Source organism: Pseudomonas lutea (assembly GCF_000759445.1).
GTDB lineage: Bacteria > Pseudomonadota > Gammaproteobacteria > Pseudomonadales > Pseudomonadaceae > Aquipseudomonas > Aquipseudomonas lutea.
The window spans coordinates 1,685,054-1,710,133 of record NZ_JRMB01000001.1; the positions used below are offsets into that span (position 1 = coordinate 1,685,054).

26 protein-coding genes are annotated in these 25,080 nt (G+C 62.2%); 10 read left to right on the plus strand and 16 right to left on the minus strand.

Going from position 1 to position 25,080, the window contains the following annotated elements; translation table 11 throughout:
- Window positions 1–2 precede the first annotated feature (2 nt).
- Together LT42_RS07235 and LT42_RS07240 are read right to left on the minus strand one after the other, a co-directional pair.
- On the minus strand, window positions 3–2,075 hold the full coding sequence (locus LT42_RS07235; protein WP_037011129.1) for a 2Fe-2S iron-sulfur cluster-binding protein: 2,073 nt from the start codon (window positions 2,073–2,075) through the stop codon (window positions 3–5).
- Window positions 2,076–2,103: 28 nt separating this feature from the next.
- A complete protein-coding gene (locus LT42_RS07240; RefSeq protein WP_037011130.1) occupies window positions 2,104–2,727 on the minus strand; it encodes a glutathione S-transferase family protein in 624 nt (207 codons plus the stop codon).
- Between the two features lie 314 nt (window positions 2,728–3,041).
- Between LT42_RS07240 and LT42_RS07245 the strand changes: the two genes are divergently transcribed.
- Complete coding sequence (locus LT42_RS07245; RefSeq protein ID WP_037011132.1) at window positions 3,042–4,334, plus strand: MFS transporter; 1,293 nt, start codon at window positions 3,042–3,044, stop codon at window positions 4,332–4,334.
- A 13-nt stretch (window positions 4,335–4,347) separates the two neighbouring features.
- Here LT42_RS07245 and LT42_RS07250 read toward each other — a convergent pair whose 3' ends face one another.
- Genes LT42_RS07250 through cydP form a run of 5 tightly spaced genes read right to left on the minus strand, consistent with a single transcriptional unit; the run spans window position 4,348 to window position 7,721 of the window.
- A complete protein-coding gene (locus LT42_RS07250) occupies window positions 4,348–4,650 on the minus strand; it encodes a cyd operon YbgE family protein (protein ID WP_081955333.1) in 303 nt (100 codons plus the stop codon).
- Window positions 4,640–4,756, minus strand: a complete 117-nt coding sequence (gene cydX, locus LT42_RS24970) for a cytochrome bd-I oxidase subunit CydX (RefSeq protein WP_037011134.1) — start codon at window positions 4,754–4,756, stop codon at window positions 4,640–4,642. The genes LT42_RS07250 and cydX overlap by 11 nt, the downstream gene beginning before the upstream one ends.
- Before the next feature lie 25 nt (window positions 4,757–4,781).
- Window positions 4,782–5,924 carry a cytochrome d ubiquinol oxidase subunit II gene (gene cydB / locus LT42_RS07260; RefSeq protein WP_037011135.1) on the minus strand — a complete coding sequence of 381 codons (1,143 nt, stop codon included), beginning with the start codon at window positions 5,922–5,924 and terminating at the stop codon, window positions 4,782–4,784.
- A gap of 10 nt (window positions 5,925–5,934) precedes the next feature.
- Window positions 5,935–7,527: a cytochrome ubiquinol oxidase subunit I gene (locus tag LT42_RS07265; RefSeq protein ID WP_037011137.1), complete on the minus strand. Its 1,593-nt coding sequence runs from the start codon at window positions 7,525–7,527 to the stop codon at window positions 5,935–5,937.
- On the minus strand, window positions 7,524–7,721 hold the full coding sequence (gene cydP, locus LT42_RS07270; protein WP_037011139.1) for a cytochrome oxidase putative small subunit CydP: 198 nt from the start codon (window positions 7,719–7,721) through the stop codon (window positions 7,524–7,526). Before cydP ends, LT42_RS07265 begins: the two co-directional genes overlap by 4 nt.
- Before the next feature lie 802 nt (window positions 7,722–8,523).
- On the opposite strand from cydP, the gene LT42_RS07275 reads away from it, so the two are divergent.
- The 5 genes from LT42_RS07275 (at window position 8,524) to LT42_RS07295 (ending at window position 14,127) form a co-directional block, all read left to right on the plus strand.
- Window positions 8,524–9,324: a substrate-binding periplasmic protein gene (locus tag LT42_RS07275; protein WP_081955334.1), complete on the plus strand. Its 801-nt coding sequence runs from the start codon at window positions 8,524–8,526 to the stop codon at window positions 9,322–9,324.
- Between the two features lie 8 nt (window positions 9,325–9,332).
- Window positions 9,333–10,673 carry a diguanylate cyclase gene (locus LT42_RS07280; protein ID WP_037013084.1) on the plus strand — a complete coding sequence of 447 codons (1,341 nt, stop codon included), beginning with the start codon at window positions 9,333–9,335 and terminating at the stop codon, window positions 10,671–10,673.
- Between the two features lie 15 nt (window positions 10,674–10,688).
- Window positions 10,689–11,429 carry a substrate-binding periplasmic protein gene (locus LT42_RS07285; protein WP_052075163.1) on the plus strand — a complete coding sequence of 247 codons (741 nt, stop codon included), beginning with the start codon at window positions 10,689–10,691 and terminating at the stop codon, window positions 11,427–11,429.
- A gap of 229 nt (window positions 11,430–11,658) precedes the next feature.
- Window positions 11,659–13,287: a phosphoethanolamine transferase gene (locus tag LT42_RS07290; protein ID WP_276209498.1), complete on the plus strand. Its 1,629-nt coding sequence runs from the start codon at window positions 11,659–11,661 to the stop codon at window positions 13,285–13,287.
- Between the two features lie 6 nt (window positions 13,288–13,293).
- Entirely contained in the window at window positions 13,294–14,127 is an 834-nt protein-coding gene (locus LT42_RS07295; RefSeq protein ID WP_037011143.1) for an AraC family transcriptional regulator, read from the plus strand.
- A 34-nt stretch (window positions 14,128–14,161) separates the two neighbouring features.
- On the opposite strand, the gene LT42_RS07300 is transcribed toward LT42_RS07295, so the two are convergent.
- The 7 genes from LT42_RS07300 to LT42_RS07315 all read right to left on the minus strand — a co-directional run bounded on the left by LT42_RS07300 (window position 14,162) and on the right by LT42_RS07315 (window position 20,386).
- Entirely contained in the window at window positions 14,162–14,749 is a 588-nt protein-coding gene (locus LT42_RS07300) for a LysE family translocator (RefSeq protein ID WP_037011145.1), read from the minus strand.
- Between the two features lie 130 nt (window positions 14,750–14,879).
- On the minus strand, window positions 14,880–16,346 hold the full coding sequence (locus tag LT42_RS07305; RefSeq protein ID WP_037011147.1) for an MFS transporter: 1,467 nt from the start codon (window positions 16,344–16,346) through the stop codon (window positions 14,880–14,882).
- A 31-nt stretch (window positions 16,347–16,377) separates the two neighbouring features.
- The gene (locus LT42_RS25925) at window positions 16,378–16,542 is read right to left on the minus strand and encodes a hypothetical protein (RefSeq protein ID WP_160176715.1); all 165 of its coding nucleotides are present in this window, start codon (window positions 16,540–16,542) and stop codon (window positions 16,378–16,380) included.
- A gap of 356 nt (window positions 16,543–16,898) precedes the next feature.
- Window positions 16,899–17,063 carry a hypothetical protein gene (locus tag LT42_RS25930; RefSeq protein ID WP_160176716.1) on the minus strand — a complete coding sequence of 55 codons (165 nt, stop codon included), beginning with the start codon at window positions 17,061–17,063 and terminating at the stop codon, window positions 16,899–16,901.
- Between the two features lie 111 nt (window positions 17,064–17,174).
- Complete coding sequence (locus LT42_RS25935) at window positions 17,175–17,339, minus strand: hypothetical protein (protein WP_160176717.1); 165 nt, start codon at window positions 17,337–17,339, stop codon at window positions 17,175–17,177.
- A 1,184-nt stretch (window positions 17,340–18,523) separates the two neighbouring features.
- On the minus strand, window positions 18,524–19,957 hold the full coding sequence (locus LT42_RS07310; RefSeq protein ID WP_037011148.1) for an NAD-dependent succinate-semialdehyde dehydrogenase: 1,434 nt from the start codon (window positions 19,955–19,957) through the stop codon (window positions 18,524–18,526).
- Between the two features lie 135 nt (window positions 19,958–20,092).
- Window positions 20,093–20,386, minus strand: coding sequence for an ArsR/SmtB family transcription factor (locus LT42_RS07315; protein WP_037011152.1), 294 nt, complete (start codon window positions 20,384–20,386; stop codon window positions 20,093–20,095).
- Window positions 20,387–20,595: 209 nt separating this feature from the next.
- Between LT42_RS07315 and LT42_RS07320 the strand changes: the two genes are divergently transcribed.
- Entirely contained in the window at window positions 20,596–22,131 is a 1,536-nt protein-coding gene (locus LT42_RS07320; RefSeq protein WP_052075165.1) for a nucleobase:cation symporter-2 family protein, read from the plus strand.
- Window positions 22,132–22,614 carry an LEA/WHy family protein gene (locus tag LT42_RS07325; protein ID WP_037011154.1) on the plus strand — a complete coding sequence of 161 codons (483 nt, stop codon included), beginning with the start codon at window positions 22,132–22,134 and terminating at the stop codon, window positions 22,612–22,614. It abuts the gene before it with no gap.
- Between the two features lie 27 nt (window positions 22,615–22,641).
- Here the strand turns inward: LT42_RS07325 and LT42_RS07330 are convergent, their stop codons facing one another.
- Window positions 22,642–22,899 (minus strand): hypothetical protein, encoded by a 258-nt coding sequence (locus LT42_RS07330; protein ID WP_037013089.1) that lies wholly within the window; start codon window positions 22,897–22,899, stop codon window positions 22,642–22,644.
- A 199-nt stretch (window positions 22,900–23,098) separates the two neighbouring features.
- Between LT42_RS07330 and LT42_RS07335 the strand changes: the two genes are divergently transcribed.
- Entirely contained in the window at window positions 23,099–23,419 is a 321-nt protein-coding gene (locus LT42_RS07335; RefSeq protein ID WP_037011157.1) for an ElaB/YgaM/YqjD family protein, read from the plus strand.
- Between the two features lie 138 nt (window positions 23,420–23,557).
- Here LT42_RS07335 and LT42_RS07340 read toward each other — a convergent pair whose 3' ends face one another.
- A complete protein-coding gene (locus LT42_RS07340) occupies window positions 23,558–23,911 on the minus strand; it encodes an SPOR domain-containing protein (RefSeq protein ID WP_070356513.1) in 354 nt (117 codons plus the stop codon).
- A gap of 160 nt (window positions 23,912–24,071) precedes the next feature.
- On the opposite strand from LT42_RS07340, the gene LT42_RS07345 reads away from it, so the two are divergent.
- Entirely contained in the window at window positions 24,072–24,941 is an 870-nt protein-coding gene (locus LT42_RS07345; protein ID WP_037011160.1) for a LysR family transcriptional regulator, read from the plus strand.
- Window positions 24,942–25,080 lie beyond the last annotated feature (139 nt).

The following is a 25,080-nucleotide window of genomic DNA, read 5'->3' on the forward strand; positions in this document are numbered from 1 at the left end:
GGTTAAAGATCAAGCACCAACGGCCCTGAGGCCGGGACTGCGCAGCAGATCAATACGTGGCCCGGCGCCGGCCTGTCAGCGGGCGGTACCGGGTAATGCACCTGGCCACTGATGAGCCGTGTCTTGCAGGTGCCGCATGAACCGCCGCGGCAGCTGAATTCCGGGCTCAGACCGCGGCGCTCGGCCAACTCCAGCAAGCTGCCTGCGCCGGGCTGCCAGCGCGCCTCTTTGGCGGAACGCTCGAACAGCACCGGCACGGCTTCGGTGGCGGCAGGCGGCTGCTCGAAAGCCACCGCATGCGAGTCGCCGCTGCGCCTGAGGCTGGACGGCCCGAAGGTTTCGGCATGGATCCGCTCATCGCGGATATGCATGCCGCGCAGGCCGTCGTAGATTTCCTGGGTGAACGCGGCGGGCCCGCACACATAAAAATCAAAATCGTTGAACGGCAGCAGCGTCTTGAGCAGGTCCAGATCGATCCGCCCGGCCAGGTGGTAATCCTCACCCCGGCGCGCGGTGGTTTCCGGCTGGCTCAGCACACGGATCGCGGTCAGTTGATCGCCGGCCCTGGCAATGAGTGTGTCCACTTCTTCGCGAAACGCCAGGTCGGCCAGACGACGGGCGCTCTGGATGAACCAGGTTGCCCGCCCTCCCCGCACCCGTTTGCCCTCGTAAATGACTTCGCGCAGCATCGAGAGCATGGGCGTGACGCCGATACCGGCACCCAGCAACACCAGAGGGCGGCGCTCCTGCGGGTCGACCACGAAACCACCCTGCGGCGCCCGCGCTTCCAGCACGTCGCCGGCCTTGATCTGATCGTGCAGATAGGCAGAGGCCAGGCCGTCGCGTTTGACACTGATGCGCAAGAAGTCATCGGACGGAGCGCTGGACAGGCTGTAGGTGCGGATCACCGGCGGCGTACGGCCCTCCGGCGAGAGACGCAGGGGTAAATGCTGTCCGGCCTTGAACGCAGGCAAGCCAATGCCATCTGCGGATTCAAAATAGAACGAACGAATGCCGTCACTTTCGTCCTCGATGCGCGTCACCCGAAAAGCCCGCCACTGATCACGCAGGGTTTCGGCCTGCAAGCGCGCAGCAGTCTGCTGCCAGTCACCAGTCATCAGGCTGTTCGGCGACCAGCCTTTGAATACCCAGCGCGAGCGCAAGGCTGCCGGCCGCCGCACGACCTGCTCGACGCGCACTTGCCAAAGCCGTTCTGCGCCCTGGAAGGCGGCGATCTCTGGCCCGTCGAGAATCAGCGTGACCGTGCCGGCCAATTGCAGCAAATCGCCCGTCTGAAAATCGATGAACAGCAATCCCGCCCGGGGGTTGAGCTGGAAATTGCCCAGCGTATTGAAGTGCAGGTTCCCGGCAAAATCCGGAATGGTCAGCACCTCGCCGTCGACCCGCACGAAACCGGCCTGGCCACCACGGTGGGAAACGTCGACCGAGCGATGGAACGGCTCGCCGTCCAGGTCTACGTAGCTGGCGACGAAAAAGGTGTCAGCGTTCTGAATGACGGCCGTGGCCGATGCGTCCAGCGTGCTCGACCGTTCTGCTGCAGGCATTGACGTTACACCCGTCGATGCTGCAGGGGACGGGGCGACGTCGAGCACTTCACGCTCCTGAATATACTGAGGGCAATTGCCGAATGCGTGCTCCACGGCAATTGCAAAGCCGTCCTTCGTCACTTCGCTGATGTGACCGTTGATGCGGTTGCGACGACGGGTGTGCAGGTCAATGCCGAGCATGCCCAGTGCCGCGCCCGGCACGAACTGCGCGCTGGCCGGGTCCTCGGCATCGGGGCGCCGATGAATGTCCAGACGACGCGCATCCGGGGATTGAATGAAGCCTGACGGGCCGTCCAGCACGCTCGCCCACGGCCAGCCCTCGCCGTCCACCGCCCCGACAATCAAATAAGGCAGGTGCTGGTAAAAGTCCCGATGCTGGTCGGGCATATAGTCACGAATGACGCGCTTGCCCATCGCCTCCATGCGTTCTGCAACCCCGACCCTGGCTTGCAGGGCGCGCTCGCCGGAATGCCAGGGCGAGGCCGTTTCAGTGCGAATCTGGTTCATGGGGCGAACTCCTCGGCGTCATCAGTGGCTACTTGACCAAACCTGCCGCCGTACGCGGCATGGGCACGAACCCTGGGAGGTTTTCGATGCGTGACAGCCAGGCCTGCACGTTCACGTACTCATCCAGCGACACGTTGCCTTCCGGGGCATGGGCGATGTAGCTGTAGGCCGCGACATCGGCGATGGTGGCGTGGTCAGCGGCGAGAAATTCACGGCCATTCAGGTGTTGGTCAATGACCTGCAAGGCTTCATGGGCACGCTGAATCGTGTCCTGAGGATCGAAGCCGGCGTCGAACACCGTGATCAGACGCGCCCGTGCCGGCCCCAGGTAAATGGCACCGGATGCGGCGGACAACCAGCGCTGGACCTGCGCCGCGCCCTCCGGGTCATTGGGTAGCCAGCGGCCGGAGGCGTCGTACTTCTTCGCCAGGTACACCAGGATGGCCGTCGAGTCAGCAACGATGACCCCGTTGTCGTCAATCACCGGTACTTGACCGAACGCGTTGACGGCCAGGAAGCCCGGGGTTTTCTGCTCGCCTTTGGCCAGGTCGACGAATTGAATCTGCGGCTCAAGGCCCAGCAGTGACAACATCAGTTCGGCGCGGTGGGAGTGGCCGGACAGCGGGAAGTGATAGAGCTTGATGGCGGTCATGAAGCGTGTCTCCTGGGCGAATGAGTCGGGTCAGCGCGGGGGTTATGCGGTTTCGGTAGACCGTGCTGGTGGAGGCGAGTGTGCGACTTGCTGCCGGGCCGGGGAATGACCAGAAAAAGCAATCCACTGTTTCAGGGAATGAAATGCTGAACGGTGAAACATCGGCCTGCGGCGCCGGGACAGCCCTTCCGAAGGGCCACTTCCAAACGGCCTGCAACATTCAGAAATATCTGCTTGACGAAGGGCCCGGGGATAAGCGTTCATGTTTAAAGTACAGCCATCATTCAAACGCCCCGCTCCTTTGGTGAACTCTCATGGTTTCGACTGCTCTGGCGGCATCCCTGTCGCGTCGCCGTATTCATTACAGCTGGGTGATTCTGGCGGTGACTTTCCTGACCATGCTGGTAATGGCCGGCGCCGTGGGCGCGCCCGGGGTGTTCATCCGTCCGTTGCAAGCGGAATTCGGCTGGGACACCGCGGAGATTTCTTCGGCCCTGGCGATCCGCTTTGCGCTGTTTGGCCTGGTCGGCCCATTCGCCGCCGCGTTCATGAATCACTTCGGTGTGCGCAAGGTGGTGCTCACGGCATTGACGCTGGTGGCGAGCGGCATGCTGCTGTCGCTGTTCATGACCCGCTTCTGGCAATTGGTCGTGCTGTGGGGCGTGGTTGTGGGCTTCGGCACCGGGCTGACGGCCATGGTGCTCGGCGCCACCGTGGCTACGCGCTGGTTTTCCAGCCATCGCGGTTTGGCAATGGGCTTGCTGTCCGCCAGTTCCGCGACCGGCCAGCTGGTGTTCATGCCGCTGCTGGCGAACCTCACCGAGCAGTTTGGCTGGCGCACGGCGCTGACGTGTATTTGCGCCGCCATCGTGATCGCCGGTTTCGCCGTACTGGCGCTGATGCGCAACCGTCCCGCCGACCTGCAGCTGCCGCTGTATGGCGATGACGACATCCAGCCCGTCCCCGAGAGCACCCAGACCTTCGCCCAGCTTTTGATGACGCCGCTTAAGGTGCTGCGCGAGGTCTCCGGGACGTGGACGTTCTGGGTTTTGTTCATGACCTTTTTCATCTGCGGGGCCAGCACCAATGGCCTGATACAGACGCACTTCATCAGCCTGTGCGGCGACTACGGGCTGGCCGCAACCACGGCGGCGGGCATGCTGGCGGTGATGGGGATTTTCGATTTCTTCGGCACTATCGGTTCCGGCTGGCTGTCGGACCGCTTCGATAACCGCTGGCTGCTGTTCTGGTACTACGGCTTTCGCGGCGTGTCGCTGGTGCTGTTGCCGTTTCTGGACTTCACCGTGTTCGGGCTGTCAGTGTTCGCGCTGCTCTATGGGCTGGACTGGATCGCCACGGTGCCGCCGACGGTGAAGCTGACCGCCCAGCGATTCGGCGTCGAGCGTGCCAACATCGTGTTTGGCTGGGTCTTCGCCGGTCATCAATTAGGGGCCGCCTTCGCGGCATTCGGGGCGGGATGGACACGCACGCACTTCGCCACGTATCTGCCGGCGTTCTTCATTTCCGGCCTGCTGTGCGCAATTGTGGCATTGATTGCGCTGTCCATCGTGCCGGCAGTGAAAGCGGCCAGGGTGGCCGCCCACTGATACGTGCAGATGCTTAAAACCACTGACGCGCGGTGAGCCACATGCCATACCCCAGCGCCATCAGCACCCAGGCCGGCAGCAGGTGAAACACCACCCGCCAGGCCATGGCACGCGGCTCGAAACCGACGCCGTGGACGAACCCTCCGGCCACGCCCCACATGACCAGCATCAGCACACTGTGGGAGTAGTGGCCATTGGCGTCGAGCATTGAGGCCGGATGGATCAGCAGAACCAGGCTCAGCGGTACCGCCATCAGCAGGGACACTGCCCGGCCGATGCTGTACCGGACCGGTTCACTGCCCGCCTCAGCGGTCACGGCCACGCTCCAGCGCGGCGGCGTCCGAGGCTTCCAGCCACAGGGCGTTGATGATGCCGAAGCTGCAGGCCAGCAGCACGCCGAGAATCCAGGCGAAATACCACATGATTGTCTCTCCTTTGCGACGCGGCTCAGTACAGGCCGTGCGGGTTGTGGTCGATGTGCGCGGTGGTGACCTTGCCCCACATCTTGGCGTAGCACCAAAGCGTGTAGCAGAGGATCAACGGCACGAAAATGGTCGCTGCGATCAACATGATGATCAGGGTTTTGTGGCTGGAGACGGCGTCCCACACGGTCAGGCTGGAGGCCGGGTCCAGACTCGATGGCATCACAAAGGGAAACAACGCGAAGCCTGCCGTACACAGCGCACCGACGATTGCCAGGCTGCTGCCCAGAAACGCCGTCCTGCCCTGCCCCGCGCTGGCACCCAGTAACGCCAGCAGGCCGCCGAAGATCCCCAGCAATGGCGCGGCCACCGTCAGCGGGTGTTGCTGGTAATTGCCCAGCCAGCCGTGGTTGCTCGCCGTCACGGTTTTCGACAACGGATTGAGTGCCGCGCCCGCATCGAACGCCGAGGTGATCGCCAGGCCCTGAATGCCGCCGACCAGCAGCCACACGCCCGCACAGATGAACGCCAGTACAAATACCAACGACAACACCTGCGCCGCACGCCGTGAACGCTGGGCAATCGCGCCTTCGGTGCGCATCATCAACCAGGTGCCACCGTGCAGCCCCAGCATGCTCAGGCTGACCACACCGGCGAGCAGGCCGAAGGGGCTCAACAGTTGCCAGAAGTTGCCCTGATAGCTTGAGCGCAGGGTGTCGTCGAACTGGAACGGCACGCCCAGCAGCAGGTTGCCGAAGGCCACCCCGAAGACCAGCGAAGGCACCAGACCGCCGATGAACAGGCCCCAGTCCCAGCTCTGCCGCCAACGGGTGTTTTCCAGCTTGCTGCGGTAGTCAAAACCCACCGGTCGCACGAACAACGCGAACAGCACCAGCAGCAGCGCCCAGTACAGTCCCGAGAACGCCGCGGCGTAGACCAGCGGCCATGCCGCGAACAGCGCGCCGCCCGCAGTGATCAGCCAGACCTGATTGCCGTCCCAGTGCGGAGCGATGGTGTTGATGACCACACGCCGCTCGTTATCGCTGCGCCCGACGAAGGGCATCAACACTGCCGCGCCCAGGTCGAAGCCGTCGGTGAGGGCGAAGCCGATCAACAGCACGCCGACCAGCACCCACCAGATCATCTTCAGGGTTTCGTAATCGAACATCGAACGTTCCTCAGGCCAGGGCCGGTTGTGGGGCGCGCGCAGGCGGGATGGCCGCGCTGTGCTCGAAGTGATAGCGGCCGGTGTGCAGGCTGCTTGGACCCAGTCGGGCGAACTTGATCATCAGGTACATCTCGATGATCAACAGCACGGTGTAGAAGCCGACCAGCGCCACAATCGAACCGAGCACATCGCCCGGCGACAGGGTCGAGGCCGACAGGTGCACCGGCAGCACTTCGCCGATGGACCAGGGCTGGCGACCATGTTCCGCCACCCACCAGCCGGTCTGCGTGGCGACCCAGGGCAGCGGCAGGCTTAACAACGCCCATTTGAGCAGCCAGCGCTTGCCGGTCTCGTTTTTGCGCGCCGAGGCCCAGAACGCGCAGGCGAACAACAGCAGCATCAGCACCCCGCTGAGCACCATCACGCGGAAGGTCCAGAAGATCGAGGCCACCTGGGGGATTGAATCCAGCGCCGCCTGTTTGATTTGTTGCTCGTTGGCGTCAACGACGCTGGCGGTGTATTTCTTCAGCAACAGGCCGTAGCCCAGGTCCTTCTTGACCGCGTTGAAAGCGTTGAGGGTCTGCTCGCTTTTGTCACCGCCGCGCAGTTTTCCGAGCAAGTCGTAGGCGGTCATGCCGTTGCGAATGCGCCCTTCATGCTCGCTGATCAGGTCCTTGAGGCCAGTGACTTGTTTGTCCATCGAGCGCGTGGCGATGATGCCCATCAGGTAGGGAATCTTGACCGCGTAATCGGTGCGCTGCTGCGCCTGATTGGGCAGGCCGAACAAGGTAAACGCCGCCGGGGCCGGCTCGGTTTCCCACTCTGCTTCGATGGCTGCCAGCTTGGTTTTCTGCACATCGCCGATCTCGTAACCGGATTCATCCCCCAGCACGATCACCGAGAGAATCGAGGCCATGCCGAACGCCGAAGCGATGGCGAACGAACGTCGGGCGAAGGCGATGTCGCGGCCTTTGAGCAGGTACCAGCTCGAAATCGCCAGCACGAAGATCGCGCCGGTGACGTAGCCCGAAGCCACGGTGTGCACGAACTTGACCTGCGCGACGGGGTTGAACAGCAGGTCGCTGAAGCTGGTGAGCTCCATGCGCATGGTGGTGAAGTTGAACTCGGCGCCGACCGGGTTTTGCATCCAGCCGTTGCCGATGAGAATCCACAGCGCTGACATGTTCGAGCCGATGGCGACCAGCCAGGTCACCGTGAGGTGCTGCACGCGGGTCAGGCGGTCCCAGCCAAAGAAGAACAGGCCGATGAAGGTCGATTCAAGAAAGAACGCCATCATTCCTTCGATGGCCAGCGGCGCACCGAAGATGTCGCCGACGTAGTGGCTGTAATACGCCCAGTTGGTGCCGAACTGAAATTCCATGGTCAGCCCGGTGGTCACGCCCAGGGCGAAGTTGATGCCGAACAGCTTGCCCCAGAAACGGGTCATGTCTTTGTAGACCTGCTTGCCGGTCATGACGTAGACCGATTCCATGATGGCCAGCAAAAAGGTCATGCCCAGGGTCAGCGGGACGAAGAGGAAGTGGTACAGCGCGGTCATCGCGAACTGCAGCCGGGATAAGTCGACGACTGATTCCGAAATCATTTGGGGTTCTTCTCAGAAGATACGGTTGGGGCGCCCAATACGTGCAGGGCGGCTTGCACCCCGTCGTCCTTGACCTCCACCGGGGCGTCGAACCAGACGCTGCGGATGCCCATCAGCAGGACAAGTTTGATCAGCAGGATCAGACCGATGTCTTTGGCCAGTGGGTGTTTGAGAAAGTCGAGGGGACCGGGCATGTTGAGGACTCGTCAGGGTGCGAGGTATTTTTCCTTCATGCCCTTTCGATACTGTTGATCCAGGTCAAGGAACTGCTTGTGGCGGGGTGTGGCAGAACGCCACGGTTCTTGGAGAGCGCGTTTAAAAAGCGGCGAGGTTCGCGGTGCGGCTGAGAGGGTCTGCCTAACGGCCGATTGTTTCGCCTTCGGCGAGTTACTTTTAAAAAGCCGGGAGCCGGACCAACTAAAAGTAACCAAAAGTGCCTGCTCCCGGTTGGGCCCCTCCTTCGTCGGGGTTCCCTCACTCCGGTCTCGCTCCGTGGGCCCGCGCCGAACGGACATCCATGTCCTGACGGCGCTCTCGCGGCATCCATGCCGCTCGGCCCACTCCTCGAGACCTGCGTTCAGCCTGCACCCAAGTCGCGTTTGGCGGTGTCTGGACATTTGTGTACGAAGATCAAAAGCAGATCTAAGGCTTCCCGGCTGAAGCCGGTCCCACTGACTGCACACGGTGCCTTAGTGGGACTGGCTTCAGCCGGGAAGAGGCCAGTGCATGCGCCTGCATATCTGGACTGTACGCGGTGCCTTAGTGGGACCGGCTTCAGCCGGGAAGAGGCCGGTCCGTTCGCGAGCAGGGTGTGGCGGTGCACGGTGCCGGGAAACCGGACGCCTCTGCCAAGCCTGTTAGGATGACCGGCAGGAAGCCGTCTCAAGTGGCGGATTATTCAGCCGATATCACGGTGTGCAAGACAGTCGGTCAGGTCGCGCCGGACGGTTCAGGGTCCGGAACCCGCCTCTCTTGCACCCGACGAGGTAGCCATCGATGATTCTTCATTCGCTCATTCACACGCTGGGCAGCACACTCCGGGTGGCGCTGTTGCTGTGTATGACGGCTGACGCGGCGAGAGCTGAATCGATTCATGTCGAGCCCGTCCCCGCTCAACCCATCCACGTTGTGACCGAAGAGCTGCCGCCGTACAACATGACCCGCGACGGCGTGCTCACCGGCATGAGCACCGAGGTGGTTCAGGCGGTGCTCAAACAGGCCAATATGCAGGCGCCCATTCAGTCCATGCCCTGGGCGCGCGCCTATGACCTGGCGCTGCACACCCCCAATGTGCTGATTTATTCGATTACCCGCACTGCAGAGCGCGAGCACCTGTTCAAGTGGGTAGGCACCATCGCCGCCTCGCGCTGGTACCTGTACTCCTCAGCCAGCCATCCGGTCCGGCTGCTGGCCCTGGAAGATGCCCGCGACTGGCAGACCGCGACGGTCAACGAGGACGTCGGCGAGCAGTACTTGATGGCGCGCAAGTTCCAGATCGGCCAGCAACTGCAATCAAGCAACCGTTATGCCTTCAATTACCAGAAACTGCAGAGCGGCCACGTCGACCTGTGGATTTCCGATGAGCTCAACGCCTATTACCTGGCGCGGCAGGCCGGCGACGACCCTGCGCGCACATTGGTGCAGTCATTGCGCGTGCCGGAACTCGAAGACGCTGGCGGCTTCAGCATGGCCTTCAGTGCCGGCACGCCCGACACCACGGTCCAGCTGTTTCAAAAAGCCCTCGACACCGTGCGTGCCAACGGCACTTACGACGCCATCGCGCGCAAGTGGCAATGAGCATGCTGATGGAGCCGCCTCCAGACACCCCCGCGAACGCACGCGCCACCCCGCGCAACGGCTCCCTGGCGCGCCGCCTGGTGCTGGCGACGCTGGCGTTCTGTGTGCTGTTTACGGCAGCGACGGTCGCGGTGCGCACCTGGTTTGCCTGGAACAGCAACCTGACCAACATGAATGCCGAACTGACGCTGATCGACCAGGTGTTCCAGGGCACGCTGTCCAAGGCCGTCTGGGAGATGGACGACCAGGCGCTGCAAACCCAGATCGGCAGCGTCGCCACGGCCGCGCCGGTCGGTCGGGTCGAATTGAAGATCCTGCGCCCAGGGCGGGCGCCTGAACTGCTGGTCCGTGAACATCCGGGCCACACCGGCTCGCAGCTTGCTCCAGCGCTTCATCGGCAGCTGACCGTTGCGCCCTACCCCGGTGCCAGCGAGGTGGTGGGCGAGTTGACCATCGAAGGCGACGAGGGCCTGCTGTGGAGGCGTCTCTGGAAAGAGGTGGCGATCATCATGCTCACCCAGATCATCCAGTCACTCGCCCTGGCCGGGCTGATCATGGGTATGTTCAACCGTTCGGTGACGCTGCATGTGCGGCGCATTGCGCGCCACCTTGAGCACCTGACGCCGCTCAACCTGAGAACCCATTTGCGTCTGGATCGTCGCGGCAAGGCCGGTGATGAGCTCGACCTGCTGGAGGCGGGCGTCAACGACCTGCAGGACAAACTGGCGGCGCACCTGCAACGCCAGGCGCGTGACGAGATCGCCTTGGCGGCCAATCGCGACCAGCTCGCCGAACTGGTCGAGCAGCGCACTGCCGAGCTGAAGGCCGCCAATACCCGGCTCGAAGCGCTGACCCGTTTCGACCCGCTCACCGGCCTTGCCAACCGCCGGCATTTCGATGAGCTCAAGGAGCTGGAATTCAACCGCGCCCTGCGTCATCGCCAGCCGCTGTCGGTGCTGATGTGTGATATCGATTTCTTCAAGCGTTACAACGATACCTATGGCCATGCCATGGGCGATGAATGCCTTCGCAACGTAGCGCTGGCCATGAGCGGACTGTTCTCTCGCTCTGGCGAGCTGGTCGCACGGCTCGGTGGTGAGGAGTTCGCCGTCGTGCTCCCGGGCCAGAACCGTCAACAGGCGCAGGTTTCGGCTGATCGCCTGCGCGAGCTGTTGGCTCAACAACGGTTGGCCCACAGCGCTTCACCGGTTTCGCCCTTTGTCACCCTGAGCATCGGTGTCGCGGAGCTGGACCCGGCGAACATGGCGCATTTCGATCAACTGCTGCAAAACGCCGACCGGGCACTGTACCGGGCGAAAAGCCAGGGCCGGGACCGTTGTGTGATCTGAACCGAGAGGACTGCCATGGGAAAAATTCATCGTCACCACCGCGTGCTGGCGACTGCCTTGATGTTGATGGTCTGCCTCTGCGCTCACGCGGCGACGCTGCAAGTGGTGACTGAGGACTCGTCATACAGCGCACTGGAGGACGGCAAGGTCGTGGGCGTTGCCAGCCAAGTGGTCGAGATGACCCTCGCCGCCGCGGGCATCACCGATTACCACATGACCCTTTACCCGTGGGCAAGGGCTTACGACATTGCCCGGCTCGAAGCCAACGTGCTGATCTATCCGATGATTCGCAGCAGTGGGCGTGAAGATTCCTTCAAGTGGGTCGGCGAGCTGGAACGGGTCCACCCGATGTTTTACAAGCTGCGCGAGCGCCGTGACGTGTGGGTGGCGAGCCTGCAAGAGGCGGCGCATTACACGGTCGGCGTGGTGCGCGATGACTCACGCCAGCAATACCTGGAGAGCAAGGGCTTCAGCAAAATGGTGGTCTCCGCCAACAACCTCGACAATCTGCGCAAGCTCATCACCGGTCAGGTCGAACTCATCCCGATGCCTGAGCGCGAAGCACGGGAGCAGTGCGCCGATCTGCACATCCCCTTCGAGAACCTGGAAAGCGTCTTCGCCCTCGACGAACTCTCCAAGGGTTTGTACGTCGCCATGAGTGCCAACACGCCGGATGAAGTCGTGGAAAAAATCACCGCCGCCTTTGCCCGACTGAAGCAGAACGGCACCGTCGACAAGCTCATCGCAGGGCAATAAGCGCATGCATCCAGCCCCCCGTCAAAGCGGGGCCTGCTTTCCCGGTGCCATCGACAGGTTGATTTCACACAGCCTTCACAATCCTTTTGGAAAACTCCGCGCGATCTGCCTCGCCTCCCCCGTCCGCCAGCCACTGACTGAGCCACACCACGTCTCGGTGTGAAGGACGGAACTGCCTGATGCACCCGCAGCCAGGCACCGCGTGGTCCCCCTGTTCGGAATGAATGCGATGGTCAAACCGGTCACTTCTACTCGTTTGGTGATGCTGTTTTCCCTGTGTCTGGTGGTGTTTTACAACCTGGCGACCTGGCGCGCACTGGTGGCGCTGGCCCAGCTCCAGGGCTTCAAGGCCGGGGCGTTTTACTGCTCGTTTGCCGTGCTGCTGTGGGCCGCCATCACCCTGCTGCTGACGCCCTTTTCGTTTCGCCTGACGCTCAAGCCGATGCTGAGCGTGGTCGCGCTGTGCTCCGCCGCCGCGGCGTACTTCATGAACAGCTATGGCGTCAGCATCGACACGACGATGATGCAGAACGTGCTGGAGACAAACCCGGGGGAAGCCGAAGCCCTGTTGAGCGGCAAGTTGTTCGGGTACCTGGGTCTGCTGGGCGTGCTGCCGGTCGCCGTGATCTGGTGGTTGCCGGTGACTTATCGTCGTGTGCTGCCGGGTCTGGTCAACAAAATCGTGGTGTGCGTCGGCTGCCTGCTGGCGATCGCTGCCGCGGTCGCGCCGTTCTATTCGACCTACGCGCCGATCTTCCGCGATGAAGACAAGCTCACCCATTTCATCAACCCCACCAACTATTTCTATGCCATCGGTAAGCTGACCAAACAGACGGTCGCCATCAAAGAGACACCGAAAATCCAGACCGTCGGTGCCGACGCGGCGCTGAGTGCGCAAGCCCAGCAACGGCCGAAAAAGAGCCTGATGATTTTCGTCGTCGGCGAGACGGCGCGCGCCGACCATTTCTCGCTCAACGGCTACGAGCGCGAAACCAATCCGGAATTGAAGAAAGAGGACATTCTCAACTTCACCCACGTGGCCTCCTGTGGCACCTCCACCGCCGTGTCGGTGCCGTGCATGTTCTCCAAATTCCCGCGCAGCGACTACAGCGACAAGAAGGGCAAGACCTACGAAGGCTTGCTGGACATGCTCCAGCGTGCGGGCATGAAGGTCGTTTGGCTGGACAACAACAGCGATTGCAAGGGCACCTGCCTGCGCGTCCCCCATAGCGACGTTCCCAAGAATCAGCCCAGCCCTTTCTGCGATGGCGCCACGTGCCTGGACGAGGCGCTGCTGGTGGGTTTGCAGGACTACATCGATTCACTTCAGGACAACGCCATCATCGTGCTCCATTCCGACGGCAGCCACGGACCGGAATACTACGATCGTTACCCCAAGACGATGGAGCGCTTCAGCCCCGTCTGCCACACCAACCAGTTGGGCAGCTGCACGTCCGATGAGCTGAAAAACGTCTACGACAACACCATTCTGTACACCGATCACTTCCTGGCGCAGACCATCGAGCTGCTCAAACGCAACCAGGACAAGGTCGATGCCTCGATGATCTACGTCTCGGACCATGGCGAGTCGCTGGGTGAAAACGGCATCTACCTGCACGCTGCGCCTTACGCCATCGCCCCCGTGGCGCAGACCCATGTGCCGATGGTGATGTGGTTCGGTCATTCGACCCTAGAGGATGCCAGCGTGGATCGCAGCTGCCTGTCTGCCAAGCAGGATCAGCCCGACTTGAGCCATGACTACATGTTTCATTCGGTGCTAGGCTTGCTCGGCGTCACCAGCACGGAATACCAGCCGGCGCTGGACCTCTTTCACAGCTGCAAACGTAACAACGGATGAGTTGAAATGAGCGATCAGAACCCGGTGCAGACGCGTGATAAACCGGTGTTCTGGCGTGATCCACAACTGCCGTTCATCGAAGCGAGATCCATCGAGGACGGGCGCAAGGTCTGCTACTCGCGCCACGCCCACGAGGTGTTTTCCATCGGCGCGATCACCGCCGGCCAGAGCACCTATCTGCATGAAAAGACCACCCGGACCATCGCCTCCGGGACCGTGGTGGTGATGAATCCGGGCGAGGTCCACGCCTGCAATCCCATCGATGATCAGCCATGGTCCTACATCATGCTGTACGTGGACGCCCACTGGCTGGCGGCGCTGCAAGGCGATTGCGGCATTGGCAATGGCAGCTGCTTTCGCCCGTACGGGGCGTCCCAAAGCACGAACCCGGCGGTTTTCGAGGGCCTTCTGGCACTCCACCGCACGCTAGTCGACCCCTCGCTGGACGTGCTGACCAAACATCAAGCGGCCCTCGCCTTTTTCACCTTGGTCGAGGCGCAACTGGGTGGATCGAGGCCGCCGTTCAGAAAGTCCAATGTCAAGGTTGAACGTGCGGCGCGCTACATCGACGAGCACTACTTGCGACCTGTCCGGCTTGAAGAGCTCTGCGCAGTGGCGACGCTGTCCGAGGCGTACCTGATTCGGGCCTTTGAGCGGCACTACCACATGACCCCGCACGCCTGGCTGGTCAACCGCCGTATCCAGCATGCTCAGGCACAGTTGCGCAGCGGCGAGGCCATTGTCGACATCGCTCAGCAGAGTGGTTTCGCCGATCAGGCGCATTTTCAGCGCGCATTCAAAAAGCACCTGGCGGCAACCCCAGGCCAATACAAACCTTGAGTCACTTTCCGCGCGGGCTATGAAGTGACTGGCCTCAGACGTAGAACAACGACACCGCGCAGCCGGCCAATAACGCCGCCATGCTGCGATTGAACACCCTGATTCGCCGCGCGCTGCGCAGATATGGGCCGAGGAAGGCGCCCGCGTACGCCCAGCAAGCGACCGACAGATAACACACGATGAAGTAGATCAGGGCAAACAGGCTGATCAGTCGTGCTTCACCATCGGCCACAAACGCACCCATGCCGGCCACCGCCGCCAGCCAGGCCTTGGGGTTGAGCCACTGCATCGCCGCCCCATGAAGAAAAGAAGGCTGACGGACAGGTTTGCCGAGGTCGAGCTCTCCGTCATCCATCGCCAGCTTGACGGCCAGATACAGCAGAAACGCGAGCCCTGCCCAGCGAATCAGCTCGGTGAGTAATGGGTACCGCGGGAGCACCTCATGCAGGCCGAAGCCGGTGAACATCAGCAGCACGACAAAGCCGACGGTTGCGCCCAGTACGTGGCGCAACGTTGGCATTAGCCCGAATTGCGCGCCACAGCTGAGGGCGACGACGTTGACCGGCCCCGGCGATATGGACGCGGCCAGCGCAAAGGCCGCCATGGAAATCATCAGGTTCATCGCAGCTTTCTCCCGTCATGGTCTGTCGGGAGAGTGTAAGGAGCGGACAAGACGAGAGGATTGAACAAAACTGCCCCATCGAGGACGGCTGTTCGTTTCCAGCCTCGGTCACGCGTCTTGGGCCTAGGCGTCAGTCGTGGGCCTGGGACAACGGTCTGGCGACTTCTTCGAGGGATTTGCCTTCTGAAGCCACGCCCCATATCGCCTGCACCGCCGCCGCCAGCAACATCAACGCCGCACCGATGAGATAGCCGAAAAACACCGGCGCGCGTTCATGGGTGTCGATCAATTGCCCGAACAGCGTGGGCCCGACGATGCCGCCCAGCGCAGTGCCGAAGGCATAGAACACGGCAATCGCCAGGGCGCGGATCTCCAGGGGGAAGGTTTCGGCCACCGTCAGGTACGCCGAACTCGCTGCGGCCGATGCGAAGAAGAAAATCACCATCCAGGCGATGGCTTGCTGCGTCACGTCCAGAATGCCCTGCTCGAACAGGTAGCCGGTGATCGTCAGCAAAACCCCGGAAACTGCATAGGTCAGGCTGATCATCACCCGCCGCCCGACGACGTCGAACAACCGGCCGAGCAATAACGGCCCGCAGAAATTGCCCAGCGCCAGCGGCAGTACGTACCAGCCAATCGAGGCGGACGGCACCTGATAGAACTCGGTCAGCACCAACGCGTAGGTGAAAAAAATCGCGTTGTAGAAGAATGCCTGCGCGGTCAGCAAGGTGAGCCCCACCAGTGCCCGGCGGCGGTAGACGTTGAACAGCGTGTGAAATATCTCCTTGAGCGGCGTGTGGTCCCGGGCGTGCAAACGCAACGGGGGTCCCACCGGGGCCGACAGGTCATGGCCCTGTTGGCGCAGTCGGTCTTCAATGCTTTCTACGATGGCCCTGGCCTCCTCGGCCTGGCCGTGAATCAACAGCCAGCGCGGGCTTTCCGGTAACCACAGGCGCATCAGCAGGATGATCAGGCCCAGTACCGCGCCGATGCCGAAGCACAGGCGCCAGCCAAGCTCCTGGCTGACCCATGTGGCGTCCAGCAGGACGATGGAGCCGACCGCACCCAGGGCGGCGCCGATCCAGAAGGTGCCGTTAATGGTGAGGTCGACCCAGCCCCGGAAGCGGGCCGGGGTGAACTCCTGGATGGTCGAATTGATCGCGGTGTACTCACCGCCGATGCCCATCCCGGTGAGGAAGCGAAACAGCAGGAAGCTCCAGAGGCTGAATGAAAACGCCGTCGCAGCGGTTGCGGTGATGTACAACGCCAGGGTGATGAAAAACAGTTTGCGCCGACCCAGACGGTCCGTCAGCCAGCCGAAAAACAACGCGCCCAGCACCGCGCCACAAATGTAGGCGCCGCCGGCCAGGCCGATGTCGGCATTGGTCAGGCGCAGCACCGGGCTGTCCTTCAACGCACCCGAAACAGAACCCGCCAGGGTCACTTCAAGCCCGTCGAGCAACCAGGTGATGCCCAGCGCGAACACCAGCAGCGTATGAAACCGCCCCCATGGCAGACGGTCCAGCCGGGCCGGCAAGTCCGTCTCAAACACTTCGCCTTTAGGGTCTGCTCCTGCCTGCACGCCGCTGATCGCCATGACTCATCCCCGCATCGGAAGTGGTGTGGGTTCAGAGTTCATGGCGCGGCCCGGAGTTCAGCGAACAGCTGATCACCTTGAAACGCAACAACCACAGCCGGGCCTGAAACCCTGCCTGGCTAGCAGGCGCTGCGCCTGTAGGAGCCGGCTTGCTGGCGAACCGCGATAGCACCGCAACGGTGAGGGCGACTGGCATGACGCGTTCGCTCCTACAAATGGAGGTGTGTCAGCTACGGCGCGGTTGAACGGCTTGACGCATTCGCCAGCAAGCCGGCTCCTACAAATGGGCGGTGTCAGCTGCGGCGCGGTTGAACGGCATGACGCGTTCGCCAGCAAGCCGGCGAATGCGGTGGGGCAGGTTCGGCGATATCGCGGGCTGGTATTTTTCGCGGGCAAGCGCGCTCCTACAATAAATCCAGGCCGCCTCAGGCATCTGCGGCATAAAGAAACCTGCGGCCTACGCGAATTGTAGGAGCCGGCTTGCTGGCGAACCGTGATAGCACCGCAACGGTGAGGGTGACTGGCATGACCCGTTCGCCAGCAAGCCGGCTCCTACAAATGGGCGGTGTCAGCTACGGCGCGGTTGAACGGCTTGACGCGTTCGCCAGCAAGCCGGCGAATGCGGTGGGTCAGGTTGGGCGAGATCGCGGGCTGATATTTTTCGCGGGCAAGCGCGCTCCTACAATAGATCCAGGCCGCCTCAGGAATCTGCGGCATAAAGAAACCTGCGGCCTACGCGAATCTGTAGGAGCCGGCTTGCTGGCGAACCGCGATCGCACCGTAACGGTGAGGGTGACTGGCATGACCCGTTCGCCAGCAAGCCGGCTCCTACGAATGGGCGGTGTCAGCTATGGCGCGGTTGAACGGCTTGACCCGTTCGCCAGCAAGCCGGCGAATGCGATGGGTCAGGTTGGGCGAGATCGCGGGCTGATATTTTTCGCGGGCAAGCGCGCTCCTACAATAGATCCAGGCCGCCTCAGGAATCTGCGGCATAAAGAAACCTGCGGCCTACGCGAATCTGTAGGAGCCGGCTTGCTGGCGAAACCGCGATAGCACCGCAACGGTGAGGGCGACTGGCTTGCCGCGTTCGCCAGCAAGCCGGCTCCTACGAATGGAGGTGTGTCAGCTACGGCGCGGTTGAACGGCTTGACGCGTTCGCCAGCAAGCCGGCGAATGCGATGGGTCAGGTTGGGCGAGATCGCGGGCTGATATTTTTCGCGGGCAAGCGCGCTCCTACAATAGATCCAGGCCGCCTCAGGAATCTGCGGCATAAAGAAACCTGCGGCCTACGCGAATCTGTAGGAGCCGGCTTGCTGGCGAACCGTGATAGCACCGCAACGGTGAGGGCGACTGGCTTGCCGCGTTCGCCAGCAAGCCGGCTCCTACGAATGGAGGTGTGTCAGCTATGGCGCGGCTGAACGGCTTGACCCGTTCGCCAGCAAGCCGGCGAATGCGGTGGGTCAGGTTGGGCGAGATCGCGGGCTGATATTTTTCGCGGGCAAGCGCGCTCCTACAATAAATCCAGGCTGCCTCAGGCATCTGCGGCATAAAGAAACCTGCGGCCTACGCGAATCTGTAGGAGCCGGCTTGCTGGCGAACCGCGATCGCACCGTAACGGTGAGGGCGACTGGCTTGCCGCGTTCGCCAGCAAGCCGGCTCCTACGAATGGAGGTGTGTCAGCTATGGCGCGGTTGAACGGCTTGACGCGTTCGCCAGCGAGCCGGCGAATGCGGTGGGTCAGGTTGGGCGAGATCGCGGGCTGATATTTTTCGCGGGCAAGCGTGCTCCTACAATAGATCCAGGCTGCCTCAGGCATCTGCGGCATAAAGAAACCTGCGGCCTACGCGAATCTGTAGGAGCCGGCTTGCTGGCGAACCGCGATAGCACCGCAACGGTGAGGGTGACTGGCATGACCCGTTCGCCAGCAAGCCGGCTCCTACAAATGGGCGGTGTCAGCTACGGCGCGGTTGAACGGCATGACGCGTTCGCCAGCAAGCCGGCTCCTACGAATGGGGGGGTGTCAGCTACGGCGCGGTTGAACGGCGTGACGCGTTCGCCAGCAAGCCGGCTCCTACCGTTCGGGTCAGTGGTCGGATGGATGCGTCCGCGGTCGCGATTCAGCCCGAGGCATAAAAAACCCACCAAATGGTGGGTTCTTTTGCCGCTGTCGCGTGAGGTTACAAGTTGTACACGGTCACCAGCTTGGTGTTCAGGTACGCCTCGATCGCTTCGGTGCCGCCTTCGGACCCGTAGCCGGAGTCCTTGATGCCGCCAAACGGCACTTCAACCAGGCCGATGCCTTGATGGTTGATCGACAGCATGCCGGCTTCGATGCGGGTGCTGAGGATGTGCGCGGTTTTCATCGATGAGGTGAACGCGTACGACGCCAGGCCGAACGGCACGCGGTTGGATTCCCTGACCGCGTCTTCGACCGTATCGAACGGCACCAGCAGGGCCACCGGGCCGAAAGGCTCCTCGTTCATGATGCGCATCTCGGTGGTCAGGCCGCTGATCACGGTGGGCTCGAAGAAGTAGCCCGGCCCTTCGATCGCCTTGCCGCCGACATGCAGCGTGGCGCCTTTATCGCTGGCGTCCTTGATCAACGCCGTCAACGCCGGAATACGTCGCTCGTTGGCCACCGGGCCCATGGTAACGCCCTGCTCCAGACCATTGCCGACTTTCAATTCGTGGGCCAGGCCAACGAATTTTTCGGCGAACGCATCGAACACGCCCCTCTGCACTAAAATCCGCGTCGGCGATACGCAGACCTGCCCGGCGTTACGGAACTTGGCGCCTGCCAGCGTGCGTGCCGCCAGATCGATGTCAGCATCATCAAACACCAGCGCCGGCGCGTGACCGCCCAGCTCCATGGTGGCGCGCTTCATGTGCTGTCCCGCGAGGGCCGCCAGCTGCTTGCCCACCGGGGTCGAGCCGGTGAAGGTGACTTTTTTGATGGTCGGGTGCGCGATCAGGTAGCTCGAAATCTGCGCCGGATCGCCATACACCAGGCCGATCACACCCGCCGGAACACCGGCATCCACGAACGCGCGCACCAGTTCGGCAGGCGAGGCCGGGGTTTCTTCAGGGGCTTTGACGATGATCGAGCAGCCGGCCGCCAGCGCCGAGGACAGCTTGCGCACCACCTGATTGATCGGGAAGTTCCACGGCGTGAACGCAGCCACCGGGCCGACCGGTTCCTTGATCACCTTCTGCTCCACCGCGACGTTGCGCGAAGGCACCAGACGCCCGTAAGCGCGACGCCCTTCCTCGGCGAGCCAGTCGACAATGTCGGCGGCGGACAGGGTTTCCATGCGTGCCTCGGCCAGCGGCTTGCCCTGCTCGCGGGTCATGATGTTGGCAATGTGATCGACGCGGTCGCGCAGCAGATCGGCGGCCTTCTGCATGATTTTGTAGCGGTCATAGGCCGGGGTGCTGCGCCAGGTTTCAAATCCTCGCTCGGCCGCTGCCAGCGCCTGATCCAGATCGGCGATATCGGCGTGCGCCACCGTGCCGAGGGTTTCGCCGTCGGCCGGGTTGATGACATTGAGGGTGCGGCCATCTGCACTGGCACGCCACTGACCATCGATGAACAGCTGAACGTCTGGATACATGGGAACTCCGGATGCGCCTCGCAAGAGACGGAAGGGACAAAGGCGCGCCGACCCGGACCGGGTGCGCGCCGCTCGCGATCAAAATCGGCTGAGGGACAGACTGAGAGATAGGGGCGCCCGGCCCGGTTTTCAATGCTAGAGCTGCATCAGCTGACGTGCGTAGGCCTGCAACACTTCACGCTGAAGCATGAAGCTGGCGTACTTGCCTTCGCGCAAGGTAGCGATCAGCCCCGCGCGCTCAAGCTCTCGGGTGTGGTGTGAAACGGTGGCCGCGCTTACGGGGTGGGCTTTGAGCACTTCGGCGCACGGCAATGCCTGCTCACTGGCGCCGATCTGAACCAGGATCCGGTAGCGACGGCTGTCTGCCAGCGCTCTTGCGATCAATGCAACTTGCGAATCACTCAACGGAAACTGCTCTGCCGTACTCATGATGATTCTGATGCCTCAGTGATGACCGCCACATACAGATAATGCGCTGAAAACCCGACAGCCCGATGACAGTCAGAATAATGGAGGCTGGGCAACGAGAATCGTTCAGCGTTTTACGACCATCGTTTGCGATATCTTGCCGCTGACCCGCGCCGCGTTTTCTGGCATCCTGCGCGCCCTTTTTGCCACGGCCAACCCGGAGGCTCACCATGACCGCTCCGCATCGCAGCGCCTCGACCCATTCTGCGCCACCCAAGGCTGACCTGATATACGGGCTCGACGACCGTCCGCACTTTACGGCGGCCATCTTTGCGGCGCTGCAGCACGTGCTGGCCAGTTTCGTCGGCATCATCACCCCGACCCTCATCGTCGGCAGCGTGCTGGGCCTGGACAGCGAAGTGCCGTACCTGATCAGCATGGCGCTGTTCGTGTCCGGGCTGGGCACCTTCGTTCAGGCCAAACGCATCGGCCCGATCGGCTCGGGGCTGTTGTGCCTGCAGGGCACCAGCTTCTCGTTTCTCAGCGTGATTCTCAGCGCAGGTTTTTTGGTCAAGAGTCGCGGTGGCGGCACCGACGAAATCCTCTCCACCATCTTCGGGGTGTGCTTTTGCGCAGCGTTTGTTGAAGTCGCGCTCAGCCAGTTCATCGGCAAACTGCGCAAGCTGATCACGCCGGTGGTGACCGGCACGATCATCACGCTGATGGGCCTGTCGCTGTTGAAAGTCGCGATGACGGACATGGCCGGCGGTTTTGGCGCAAGCGATCTGGGGTCGGCCGCAAACCTTGGGCTGGCTGCCGTGGTGCTGGTCACCATCGTGGTGCTCAACCGCTTCAATATTCCGCTGCTGCGCCTCAGTGCAATCATCATCGGGCTGGCACTGGGCTTCGCCGTGGCGTGGTTCATGGGCCGAGTGGATTTTGCGCAGATGCCCCAGGTGCCGGCGATGAGCATTCCGGTGCCGTTCAAATACGGGTTCTCGTTCGATCTGGTGGCGTTCATCCCGATCGCGGTGATTTTCCTGGTCTCGCCACTGGAAGCCGCCGGAGACCTCACCGCCAACTCGATGATCTCGCAACAACCGGTCAGTGGGCCGGTGTATATCCGCAGGATCAAGTCGGGGCTGCTGGCCGACGGGCTGAATTCGGCGCTGGCCGCGACGTTCAACAGCCTGCCCATGGTCACCTTCGCGCAGAACAACGGCGTCATTCAGCTGACCGGCGTGGCCAGCCGCTACGTGGCGTTTTTCATCGCGGGCATTCTGGTGTTGCTGGGGTTGTTTCCGATCATCGGCGCAGTGCTGCAGTTGATGCCCAAGCCGGTGCTGGGCGGCGCCACGCTGATTATGTTCGGCACTGTCGCAGTGGCGGGTATCAAAATTCTCTCGGAAGCCGGGTTGCACCGCCGCAATATGCTGATCGTTGCCATTTCTCTCGGCATGGGACTGGGCGTTGCTGCAGTGCCGGAGGTCTTGCGCGAGCTGCCCAAGGCGCTGCATAACATTTTCGAATCGCCCATTACCGTCGGGGCATTCTGCGCGATCATTCTGAACATCTTCCTGCCGGAGGAATACCAGGCGCCGGAGCTCACCGAATTTGACCCGGAAGCTGCGACGCTAAAGGTGCTTCAGGACCCGCCTGCTACTCGCGATGCAGAACCTCTCCCTGCGCACGAGGTCGCACAGTTGAATCGCCAAGGCGTTGCAAGGGACGTATTACGCCCCGACGGCCTGCCCAAGGAGTCTTGAATGTCGCCACGTCCGATCCGCACCCTGATCGCGGGCCTTGCCATGATGGTTGCGCTGAGTGCGTGCGCGCTGTTTCCCAATCGCGACCCGCTCAACATCAACGTTGTAGGCATCGAGCCGCTGCCCAGCCAGGACCTCGAGATCCGCTTTGCGGTGAAGCTGCGCCTGCAAAACCCCAATGACAACGACATCCAGTACGACGGTGTGGCCTTGAACCTGGATGTGAACGGCAAATTGCTCGCTTCGGGTGTGAGCAGCCAGAAAGGCACGATCACGCGGTTTTCCGAAGGTGTGCTGACGGTCCCGGTAACGGTCTCGGCGTTCGCGGCGCTACGTCAGGCCGTTGGCCTCACCGAACAGCAACGCCTGGACAATCTGCCCTATGAGCTGCACGGCAAGCTGGCCGGCGGGTTGTTCGGGACCCTGCGCTTTGAAGACAGCGGCACGTTAAGCCTGCCGCAGCCGGCCAGCGGCAGCTGGTGACCCTGCCAGAGCTGGCAGGGCGGTGTATCAGCCTCGCGCCGCCGCCACCAGTCGATTGACTTCGGCGCGCACCATGTTGGCGTACTCAGGCGGCGACATGGCGTCCAGCTCCCCACGCACCCACTCCGACCACTTGCCTTTGCGCTTGCCCCTTTCGCCCATCAGCCGGGCAGCGTCGCCCTTGGCCTTGCCCAGATTGCTTTGCCACAGATCGAACAGACGGGACTTTTCGTCCTCGATGGCGGCGCGTTCCGGAAGGGTTTTGTTGGCCAGGTTGTGACTCATGGTATGTACCTCGATATGCAGACGACACGCAAAAAACAGAGCCGGCGAGCGGCTCGAAAGCGTCGGCATCTTACACCCGGTCGCCCCGATTCCCGACCACATTCGTCGCCCGCTTTGAACGCGCCCGGAATTGCCCTGCAACTTTTCGGTCGCGCAAAACTCCATTGCACACTGCCATAACCACTGAAAGGAAATTGCCATGGCTCGTAAAACTGCTGCCCAAAACGCCGCTGTCGAACAGATCAAGGATCAAGCATTCAGCGAACTGGCCGCCCTGATTGAAGAGTCTGACAAACTGCTCAAGGACAGCGCTTCGTTGGTCGGAGAAGAAGCGGACACCGTGCGGGCCCAACTGAGCCAGAAGCTCAAGCAGGCAATGGAATCGGTCAGCAGCGTGCGCGACCGCACCAAGCCTGCCGTCGAAGCCACCGAAAACTACATTGGCGGCCACCCGTGGCAAACCGTGGCGGTCTCCGCGGGCTTTGGTCTGGTCGTGGGTTTGCTGCTGGGTCGTCGTTGATTCACCCGACTGCCCTTTGAACCCTCGCTATAGTCGGAACCCGCCAGGGCCGGCTATAGCTGCAAAGGTGTCACCCAATGCCGCCAAGGTGTCACCCGAGACACCTCCCTTGCAGGTTTGCCATCACGTCACACGCGCTCAAGACCGTGGCGGTATGACCTCAAGCTGCGACAGGCGGTGGGCCTTTGCCATAGCCGCATCGATCTCGGTCTTGGCCTTCTCGGCCTCGGATTGCGACTCGAAGGGTCCGATCATGACCACTTCCCTGCCATCGACCTTGACCACATAAGACGGGTAATGGTGCTCGACCAACCAATAGGTCATGTCGCTCAGCGCTTCTTTCAAGTGGACGCGAATGGTCCATTTTTGTGAGGCCGGGGTTGGCGCTTCGGTCGCCGAATCAGTGCTGGGAACCTGGGCAGGTGCAGCCGGCTTGCCGCCGTCACATCCTGCAAGCATCAATACCGCCACCATCATTGCCATCGTGCGCACGTCTGTTGCTCCTCGTTTGAAGTGGTCGAAAGTCTACCACCGCAAAAGCCTGCAAGTTGTAACCTGACCGATCTAACGCCCTGAGTGCCGGCCCGGCACTGGACCTTCGGGCGCGCTGAATGCTAAAAACGCCGCACTCAGGCGCGCGGACGGCATCACGATGGAATTGCTCTGGCTGGAAGATTTCAATGTATTGGCGCAAAGCGGCAATTTTTCACGGGCGGCCGAGCTGCGTCACGTTACCCAACCTGCGTTCAGCCGACGCATCCGCGCGCTGGAAAACTGGGTGGGCGTGGATCTGTTTGAACGCACGACGCAGGGCGCTGTGCTGACCGACGCCGGACGCCAGATGATCGAGTCGGCACAGGACTTGACCCGCCGCCTGTACCAAATGCGTCAGGAAGCGCGAGAAGTGGCAGGCAAGCAAGCGCGCACGCTGCACTTCGCCGCGACGCATTCGCTCTCGTTCACCTTCTTTCCGGGCTGGGTGCGGGCCGCCGAGCGGGCCGGGCCAATTGAAGCGATTCGGCTGCATTCCGACAACATGCGCGTCTGTGAACAGATGCTGTTGAGCGGCGAAGCGCAGTTTCTCCTGTGCCACCAGCACCCGGACGTCCCTCCGCGCTTTGCTGCCGAGTCGTTTCACTCCAAAGTCGTGGGCCGGGATTTACTGATTCCTCTACAAGCCTGGCATGACTCGCCGCCGCACCCTCAGGCCACGTTGCCGCTGCTGGGTTACACCGCAGACTCCGGGCTGGGGCGAATTGTCTCGGCGCGCTTGCTTCGGGAAACACAGCCGCCGGCACTGGACACGGTTTTCAGTTCGCATCTGGCGGCGGTGCTGCTGTCCATGGCGCTGGAGGGCAAGGGCTTTGCCTGGCTGCCGGAAACGCTGGCGGGGCCAGAGCTGGCGAACGGTAAACTGGTCCGCGCACTGGACGAGCACTGGGACATTCCCCTGGAAATCCGCCTGTTCAGACCCGCCATGGCGCTGAGCGATTTCGCTGAAGACTTCTGGGCCCGCCTCTGAACGCGTTGGCTGACAGTGCCGGTAGACGTAATCGGCAGGGGCTGTCATCGACCACCGGGCAAAATAGCCCGAACCCGATGATGGCATTGTGGTCAATCACTCAAGTCTTTTCGCGGGCGCGTCCCTCATGGCAATCAAT

What these genes read in the sequence shown, in the direction of transcription:
- LT42_RS07235 (WP_037011129.1), bottom strand. Translation starts at nt 2,075, where the DNA reads ATGAACCAGATTCGCACTGAAACGGCCTCGCCCTGGCATTCCGGCGAG.
- LT42_RS07240 (WP_037011130.1), bottom strand. Translation starts at nt 2,727, where the DNA reads ATGACCGCCATCAAGCTCTATCACTTCCCGCTGTCCGGCCACTCCCAC.
- LT42_RS07245 (WP_037011132.1), top strand. Translation starts at nt 3,042, where the DNA reads ATGGTTTCGACTGCTCTGGCGGCATCCCTGTCGCGTCGCCGTATTCAT.
- cydX (WP_037011134.1), bottom strand. Translation starts at nt 4,756, where the DNA reads ATGTGGTATTTCGCCTGGATTCTCGGCGTGCTGCTGGCCTGCAGCTTC.
- cydB (WP_037011135.1), bottom strand. Translation starts at nt 5,924, where the DNA reads ATGTTCGATTACGAAACCCTGAAGATGATCTGGTGGGTGCTGGTCGGC.
- LT42_RS07265 (WP_037011137.1), bottom strand. Translation starts at nt 7,527, where the DNA reads ATGATTTCGGAATCAGTCGTCGACTTATCCCGGCTGCAGTTCGCGATG.
- cydP (WP_037011139.1), bottom strand. Translation starts at nt 7,721, where the DNA reads ATGCCCGGTCCCCTCGACTTTCTCAAACACCCACTGGCCAAAGACATC.
- LT42_RS07275 (WP_081955334.1), top strand. Translation starts at nt 8,524, where the DNA reads ATGATTCTTCATTCGCTCATTCACACGCTGGGCAGCACACTCCGGGTG.
- LT42_RS07280 (WP_037013084.1), top strand. Translation starts at nt 9,333, where the DNA reads ATGGAGCCGCCTCCAGACACCCCCGCGAACGCACGCGCCACCCCGCGC.
- LT42_RS07285 (WP_052075163.1), top strand. Translation starts at nt 10,689, where the DNA reads ATGGGAAAAATTCATCGTCACCACCGCGTGCTGGCGACTGCCTTGATG.
- LT42_RS07290 (WP_276209498.1), top strand. Translation starts at nt 11,659, where the DNA reads ATGGTCAAACCGGTCACTTCTACTCGTTTGGTGATGCTGTTTTCCCTG.
- LT42_RS07295 (WP_037011143.1), top strand. Translation starts at nt 13,294, where the DNA reads ATGAGCGATCAGAACCCGGTGCAGACGCGTGATAAACCGGTGTTCTGG.
- LT42_RS07300 (WP_037011145.1), bottom strand. Translation starts at nt 14,749, where the DNA reads ATGAACCTGATGATTTCCATGGCGGCCTTTGCGCTGGCCGCGTCCATA.
- LT42_RS07305 (WP_037011147.1), bottom strand. Translation starts at nt 16,346, where the DNA reads ATGGCGATCAGCGGCGTGCAGGCAGGAGCAGACCCTAAAGGCGAAGTG.
- LT42_RS25925 (WP_160176715.1), bottom strand. Translation starts at nt 16,542, where the DNA reads ATGCCAGTCGCCCTCACCGTTGCGGTGCTATCGCGGTTCGCCAGCAAG.
- LT42_RS25930 (WP_160176716.1), bottom strand. Translation starts at nt 17,063, where the DNA reads ATGCCGCAGATTCCTGAGGCGGCCTGGATCTATTGTAGGAGCGCGCTT.
- LT42_RS25935 (WP_160176717.1), bottom strand. Translation starts at nt 17,339, where the DNA reads ATGCCGCAGATTCCTGAGGCGGCCTGGATCTATTGTAGGAGCGCGCTT.
- LT42_RS07310 (WP_037011148.1), bottom strand. Translation starts at nt 19,957, where the DNA reads ATGTATCCAGACGTTCAGCTGTTCATCGATGGTCAGTGGCGTGCCAGT.
- LT42_RS07315 (WP_037011152.1), bottom strand. Translation starts at nt 20,386, where the DNA reads ATGAGTACGGCAGAGCAGTTTCCGTTGAGTGATTCGCAAGTTGCATTG.
- LT42_RS07320 (WP_052075165.1), top strand. Translation starts at nt 20,596, where the DNA reads ATGACCGCTCCGCATCGCAGCGCCTCGACCCATTCTGCGCCACCCAAG.
- LT42_RS07325 (WP_037011154.1), top strand. Translation starts at nt 22,132, where the DNA reads ATGTCGCCACGTCCGATCCGCACCCTGATCGCGGGCCTTGCCATGATG.
- LT42_RS07330 (WP_037013089.1), bottom strand. Translation starts at nt 22,899, where the DNA reads ATGAGTCACAACCTGGCCAACAAAACCCTTCCGGAACGCGCCGCCATC.
- LT42_RS07335 (WP_037011157.1), top strand. Translation starts at nt 23,099, where the DNA reads ATGGCTCGTAAAACTGCTGCCCAAAACGCCGCTGTCGAACAGATCAAG.
- LT42_RS07345 (WP_037011160.1), top strand. Translation starts at nt 24,072, where the DNA reads ATGGAATTGCTCTGGCTGGAAGATTTCAATGTATTGGCGCAAAGCGGC.